Annotated in this window: 8 protein-coding genes; 2 read left to right on the top strand and 6 right to left on the bottom strand. The window is 38.4% G+C overall.

From position 1 onward, the window contains the following. Positions 1 to 312 precede the first annotated feature (312 nt). Genes FJ218_05675 through FJ218_05655 form a run of 5 tightly spaced genes read right to left on the bottom strand, consistent with a single transcriptional unit; the run spans position 313 to position 3,724 of the window. Complete coding sequence (locus tag FJ218_05675; GenBank protein ID MBM4166389.1) at positions 313 to 1,656, bottom strand: 5'-deoxyadenosine deaminase; 1,344 nt, start codon at positions 1,654 to 1,656, stop codon at positions 313 to 315. A gap of 4 nt (positions 1,657 to 1,660) precedes the next feature. Continuing rightward, entirely contained in the window at positions 1,661 to 2,149 is a 489-nt protein-coding gene (locus FJ218_05670; GenBank protein ID MBM4166388.1) for a hypothetical protein, read from the bottom strand. Positions 2,150 to 2,182: 33 nt separating this feature from the next. Beyond that, positions 2,183 to 2,782, bottom strand: coding sequence for a hypothetical protein (locus tag FJ218_05665; protein MBM4166387.1), 600 nt, complete (start codon positions 2,780 to 2,782; stop codon positions 2,183 to 2,185). After that, a complete protein-coding gene (gene recR, locus FJ218_05660; protein ID MBM4166386.1) occupies positions 2,779 to 3,375 on the bottom strand; it encodes a recombination protein RecR in 597 nt (198 codons plus the stop codon). The genes FJ218_05665 and recR overlap by 4 nt, the downstream gene beginning before the upstream one ends. Before the next feature lie 46 nt (positions 3,376 to 3,421). Then, complete coding sequence (locus FJ218_05655; protein ID MBM4166385.1) at positions 3,422 to 3,724, bottom strand: YbaB/EbfC family nucleoid-associated protein; 303 nt, start codon at positions 3,722 to 3,724, stop codon at positions 3,422 to 3,424. Between the two features lie 167 nt (positions 3,725 to 3,891). Here FJ218_05655 and dacB point away from each other — a divergent pair, with 167 nt between their 5' ends. Beyond that, positions 3,892 to 5,268 carry a D-alanyl-D-alanine carboxypeptidase/D-alanyl-D-alanine-endopeptidase gene (gene dacB, locus FJ218_05650; GenBank protein MBM4166384.1) on the top strand — a complete coding sequence of 459 codons (1,377 nt, stop codon included), beginning with the start codon at positions 3,892 to 3,894 and terminating at the stop codon, positions 5,266 to 5,268. Positions 5,269 to 5,323: 55 nt separating this feature from the next. Here dacB and FJ218_05645 read toward each other — a convergent pair whose 3' ends face one another. Then, on the bottom strand, positions 5,324 to 5,884 hold the full coding sequence (locus FJ218_05645) for a thiol reductase thioredoxin (GenBank protein ID MBM4166383.1): 561 nt from the start codon (positions 5,882 to 5,884) through the stop codon (positions 5,324 to 5,326). 50 nt (positions 5,885 to 5,934) lie between these two features. On the opposite strand from FJ218_05645, the gene queF reads away from it, so the two are divergent. Further along, on the top strand, positions 5,935 to 6,366 hold the full coding sequence (queF, locus tag FJ218_05640) for an NADPH-dependent 7-cyano-7-deazaguanine reductase QueF (GenBank protein ID MBM4166382.1): 432 nt from the start codon (positions 5,935 to 5,937) through the stop codon (positions 6,364 to 6,366). Positions 6,367 to 6,664: the final 298 nt, after the last annotated feature.

The raw sequence follows: 6,664 nt of genomic DNA, 5'->3' as shown, positions 1-6,664 counted from the left end.
ATAAGCAGTCCAATCGAAATACTTCCATACAGGATCATTAAACGATTGGAATCTTCCGCTATAAAAAACCCGCCAAAGAATCATCAATGATTCTTTGGGTTCAATCCCAATGTATCGGGATTTTTTTGTTTCAGCACAACCATTGATGGTTGTGGAAAAATTTTCTAGTTGGTATTTTCCCAAGACCGTAAACGATCTTGCTGGGCGAAAAAAGAATCATCAATGATTCTTTGGGGTCAATCCCGAAGCTTTGCGTGTTCATTCACGCGTAGAGTATTGTTACCGAAGCACGTAGGCGCGACGTAGATATTCTTATTCGCATCGTTTCAAAAGTTTTTTCAATTCCCGTTTTCCCTTTGCAACAATCGTATCAATATCCAGCGAAACAAATTCTCGTTTTCGCAACAGCAATTTTCCGTCAATCATTACCGAGTCAACATTTTCCGGCGATGAAGAGTGGACGATATTGCTGTACAAAAAATCAGAATTTGTAGAAAACATATTCCATACATTGTTCAAGTTGAGAAAAACAATATCCGCTTTTTTTCCAACTTCGAGAGAACCGATTTCGTTTTCGAGCGACAATGCCTTTGCGCCGTTGATGGTAGCCATTTCAAAAACATTTTCAGCCGTCATTGATGTTGAAGTGTGGAATGGTTTTTGAATAAGCGCCGCGAGTTTCATTTCCTGAAATTGATTTACGGTATTATTGCACGGCGCGCCATCTGCTCCCAGCGAAACATTGATTCCGTTTTTCCGATACAACGGAATATTGGCAATTCCCGACGCAAGTTTTAAGTTCGATGAGGGACAATGCGCAATGTTTGTTTGTGTTTTTTTGAGAAGTGAAATTTCTTGTTCGTTCACGTGAACACAATGTGCAAGTACGGATTTTTGAGAAAGCAAGCCAAGGGAGTTTAATACTTCGATGTTGGCTTTCCCGTACATTTTCTTTACTGTTGCAATTTCGTTCTTGTTTTCCGAAGCATGCGTGTGGAGCAAGATACCATCGAGCGAAGAGACCATTTCGGAAATTTCTCGTAATAATTTTTCGGAACACGAAAGAACAAAACGCGGTGCGGCAGCATATTTCACTCGTTCGTTAAATGTATTGTGAAATTCTTCCGCAAGTTTTCTCGTGGAATACATCGCATCTATTCTTGATTCTTTCAACTTTGGAAATAAATCGTTTATATCCATCATTGCTTTGCCGACATACGCACGCAAACCGCTTTCACCTATTGCGCGAATAATTTCTTCTTCATAATGAATACTTCCCATATCGAGAATTGTTGTTGTTCCGCCGCGAATGAGTTCTGCAATTCCTAATTGTGCAGATACGAACATTGATAGTTCGTTGTGTGCAAATTCCAACGGCATAATTTTTTGTTGTAACCAATCGAGAAGTTGTAAATCATCCGCAAGTCCGCGAAACAACGTTTGGCACAAATGAATATGCGTTTGAATGAATCCGGGAATTGCAGCAAGATGCCGCATATCTATTCGCTGTCCGGAAAAATGTTTGTACTTTTGCCGCGAAGCAATTTCTTTGATGCGATGTTCTTCTACAAGAATCGCGCCATCGGAAATTATTTCTCGTGTGGAATTCATCGTAACAATTGTACCGATTTCGAGAAGTGTTTGCTGAAGGTTCATTGTGTTAGAAATTTGATTCGTCTCTCCATTGAATTATTTTCCACTTCCTGTTCTCGTCGCGTTGCATTTTTACATTCGCATAGCCTTCAATGCGGATAATATCGCTCGGGTTAAACGTGATAGAAAGCGTATATGCGCGAAGAATAGATGTATCGGTTCCTGTTCCGTTTCCGCTTCGGGAAATAACGGCATTCCAAATCAACGAAAATTGTTGTGCGTTGGAAAAAAGTCCGTACGTTGTTCGCATTTCGTCGTCGCGTCCCCAAGAAACATCAATTCCTCTGTCGTAATCCCGATACAGAAACATAAAGTCATCGGCAATGATGGACGAATAAAGAATGGTGTCCTTAAACGAATACGCATTTCGAAACGAACAGAAGACGCCATCAACTTCTGTTTGCGGAGGACAAACTCCTTGCGATGGTTCCGTATCAAGTCCCGGCGCAAATGGATTGAAACAACGAAAGGAAACGAGAGAGAGAAGGAAGAGCAAGACGGAACAAGCAGTGTTCATACGGTTGCAGTATTATTGACTGAATCGCGCTTTCCAATAACTCCACGTATGAGAAGAATCGGTTTTGAAATCGCTCCATTGACGAATGCTCCATAAACCGTTCGTTCGATTTCTGGTAATGACAAATTCAACTAAGCCGCGCGCTTCGTGGGAAAAATTCTGATTATGTACGAACGAAATCGTATAATCGGCGGTAAGAATAACGGAATCGCTGGCTATGGTTTTATTTCTTGTTGCAAGTAATAGTGCAGAGGGTGTATGAACGAGTGTCGTTATACGAAGTCTGTCAAAAAATTTTCGTTCCGAATATAAGTTCCATTCGTCAAAAATTCTGTATTGTGCGGAAACATCTTGCGATGGAACGAACGTAAATCTTGTTCCGTTGTTTGCAGTATCGGAAAAGCATTTAAGATAATTTTCCGTGTTGCGTTCTTCAATTGCATATTTCAAGTTTTCGATAACGAGACTATCCGTTGTTGGAGAAACGAAGTGTGTTCGTGTTACATTCGGCAGTTCTGTTGAGCGTGTATCAAAGATATTGCACGAAGCAACGAACAGAGAGCAGAGAGCAGAGAGTACTTTATACTTGGTAATTCGTAATTTGTCCATCATAAAACGATTCTTCCATTCAATGCAGTCGAAAGAGTTGCTTCGTCAACAAATTCCAAATCGCCGCCAATGGGAATTCCACGCGCAATTCGGGAAACGGTAATTCCCAGCGGTTTCAGGAATTTCGAGAGATATAAAATTGTTGCTTCGCCTTCAATAGTTGGTGTTATAGCAAGTATAATTTCTTTTGTATGTTCATTGATACGGGAAAATAATTCTTTCGCTTTTAAATCTTCGGGACCGACGTTATCGAGCGGCGAAAGTATTCCTCCCAGCACGTGATACAAACCGCGAAACGCATTAGTTTTTTCGAACAACAACACATCTTTCGGTTCTTCTACTACGCAAATCGTTGAATTGTCTCGTCGCGGATTACTGCAGAGTTCACACGGATCTTGTTCAGAAAAATTCCAGCAAAGCGAGCACGATTGCATTTTTGTTTTTACATCTTCCAACGCCTTCGCAAATGCAAACACTTCTTCTTTCGGAAGTTTCAAAACGAACATCGCTAATCGCTGCGCAGTTTTTCTTCCTATACCGGGCAAGAGAGAAAACTGATTGACTAAATTTTCCAAGGCTGAAGAAGTTGCGAGCATATCACGGACGATGAATAAAATGTTATAGAAGCGAATGAGAATAAAATTAATTCCCAATATTCGGCAACATTCCAGAAGTTGCTTTGCTCATTTCTTCCGAAGCCAACTTTGATGAATCTTCTAGCGCTTTATTTACGCCTGCAACAATCAAGTCTTCGAGCATTTCTTTGTCGTCGGGATTAATAACTTCTTTCTCAATGTCTATTTTGAGTATTTGTTGTCGCCCGTTTGCTGTTACTTTTATTGCGCCGCCGCCAACTTCCACGTTCAACGTTATGTTTTCAAGTTCCGCTTGGATTTGCTCCATTTTCTGTTGCATTTTTTGAACTTGCTTCATCATATTTTGCATATTCGGTGCTGCCATAATTTTTTCTTCTTCGTATGTTTAATTGATAAGTTAAAATATTTGTGAAAAATATATTGCTTTTGATAAGGAAAAACTAAAATGCCGCCGTTATTGATTATTCCAATTTATTTTGGGAACTTTTGCCGTTCAAATTATATCGAAAAAAAAATATGAAACAATTGTTTGCATTATTCTTTTCAATTTTCATTTTTACAGAAATCCTTGTTTCGCAACAAAACATCAATACTGAAACATTGAAATCCATTCTCCATAGAAAGGAACTCCGATCAACTCTCGTAGGTGCGAAAGTTGTGAACATCGCATCGGGAACAACAATTTTTGAAATGAACAGCAATACGCTGCTTCATCCCGCTTCGGGAATGAAATTGTTGACCACAGCAGCGGCGTTTTTCTATTTGGGAAAAAATTTTCAAGTGCGCACAGAAATTTATCACGATGAAAAAGGAAATGTGTATCTCAAAGGATTCGGCGATGCGATATTACGAACGGAACATTACGATATGCTTGCGAAAAACATAGTGAAACAAGGAATTACCACTGTTGAAAATATTATTGTTGATGGTTCATATTTCGACGATATGCATTGGGGAAAAGGGTGGATGTGGGACGATGAACCCGATGCGAGCGCAATGTATATTTCTCCTGTGTGTATCAATAGAAATTCGGTAAAAGTTTTTATTACGCCGAACAACGTTGGAGAAAAACCGAATGTAGAACTTGAACCATCAACTTCGTTTTTTTTGTTGCTGAACGAAGCGATAACGGTGCAGAAGATTGATAAACATTTTCCAAAGTTTGAGGTTACGCGCAAGTGGAAAGAGAGAGAAAATACGATTATAATCAAGGGACAATTGCTTGCATCAACAGCGAGAGATACGTTTGAATTGAATGTGTGGAAACCGCAACTCTATGCTGCAACGATTTTCAAAGAGCGATTGAAAACAAACGGAATTCAGATACGAGGAGAAATCAATGTTGGAGATGCGAAAGGGAAAAAAATCGCAACGAGTATTCATCCGCTTGATTCGTTGGTATGCAAAGCAAACAAAGAAAGCGATAATCTTTGCGCAGAAAATTTGCTGAAAATTCTTGCCGCTGAAAAAAATACGATTCCCGCTGTTGCCGACAGCGGAATTGAACTGGAAAAAAAATTTTTTGCTTCGATAGGAATTGATACATCAAAAATTGTTATTGCTGATGGTTCGGGTGTTTCGGATTACAATTTAGTGAGCGTGAACAATATGATTACTATTCTTTTACATCAGTTCAACCAACGACAAACATTTTCAACATATAAATATTCTCTTCCAATTGCCGGGAAAGACGGAACATTGAAAAATAGAATGCGCGGAACTTCTGCTGAAGGAAAGGTATTTGCAAAAACCGGAACAAAACGCGGCGTGAGCAGTTTAGCAGGATACGTGAACGACAATATTGCTTTTGCGGTCATCATCAATAATTATTATGGAAAAACAAAAACACTGCGCGATATTATTGATGCGTTTGTCGTAGAACTGTCGAAGTAGTATATGAATTTCAACACTGAACCTAAAATCTAAAATCTAAAACCTAAAATACTTTTCAATAATTACCTTTCAAAATATTCAACAAATCTTTTTCTAATGATTCGAGCGGCACCTCAACAAATTTTCCAAGTCGTTGTTCTCCGTTGTTAAAAAATATTGTTGGGATTTTTTCAATTTCTTCTTCGTGTGGCGCGCCAAATGGGAAATGTTTGGTTCTATCTACGCAATACAGAGAAACATTTTCTTTCGGAAAATTAACTGCATCGAGAATTTTCATAAGATGGGGAATTTGTTCTTTTGAATCGCTGCACCACGTTCCCATTACGATTTCTATTCTAATATCATTTGTCCAGTGTTGCTGAATTTCTGAAAGTACTGTTGTATCGAGTTTCGCGGACGTATAGTTGGAATCAAACCATCCGTACGGAGTTCCTTTCAAATCATTGCGCAAAATTTTACCAAGCAATATTTCCTGCTGTTTTTTCTCGTCAAATCCCCGCATCGGTTTTGCGGTGATATCTGTTTTCATTGTTGGTTTTGATGAACAAGAAAGCAGAACGAGTGCAATGAATGCAATATACATTCGTACGTCGTACATTGTAATTCGTAGATTCATAGAGTTTGTCTATTTTTGTTGCAAAATTTTTGAGTTAAAATTACACATTTATGAAGAAGAAACAAATCTATTCGCCTCGGCGAACTGAATTTCAGCCATTTGATAAATCTCTTCCCTTTGACGGCTACGAAAAAATTGATACAAGCGTTCTCGCAACATTTCCGTACGAACACGTCGGTAAAAATGTTCTGATTAACATTGATACGAATGAGTTCACTGCGGTTTGTCCGTTTTCCGGTTTACCGGATTTTGCGACAATCAAAGTAAATTACATTCCCAAAAAAGATATTATTGAATTGCGTTCGTTCAAATATTATTTACTTTCCTATCGCACCGTGGGAATTTATCAGGAACATTTAGTGAATCACATTTTGAATGATTTAGTTCAATGTTGCAAACCAAAATGGCTTGAAGTAATTGCTGATTACAACATTCGCGGTGGAGTGCATACGGTTGCGAGTGTGGAGTTTGGGAAGAAGTAAATTAGTAGTTGAGTAGTTTAGTATGTTAGTGTAAAGTATTTTAGAAAGGAAAAACAAAATGAAACGAATGACATTTTTAAAACTTGCGGAAGTAATTTATAAGAAAAAATAAATCCAATGAGTAACATAAAATTATTTGAAGGAAAAAAATCCGTAGCGCCGATGATGGAAACGAAACCGTTACAAATTGTAACGCTTTGAAAATATTCTGCAAAATAAGTGTATGTCGGTTACAAATTGTAGTCAACTGAAAATAAGTTTTCACTGATTTGCTTTCCACAATGACAAATGTAAAATG

The sequence above is a fragment of the Ignavibacteria bacterium genome (genome assembly GCA_016873775.1).
Lineage (GTDB): Bacteria > Bacteroidota > Ignavibacteria > UBA10030 > F1-140-MAGs086 > JAGXRH01.
This window is presented reverse-complemented; position numbering and strand designations above follow the sequence as displayed.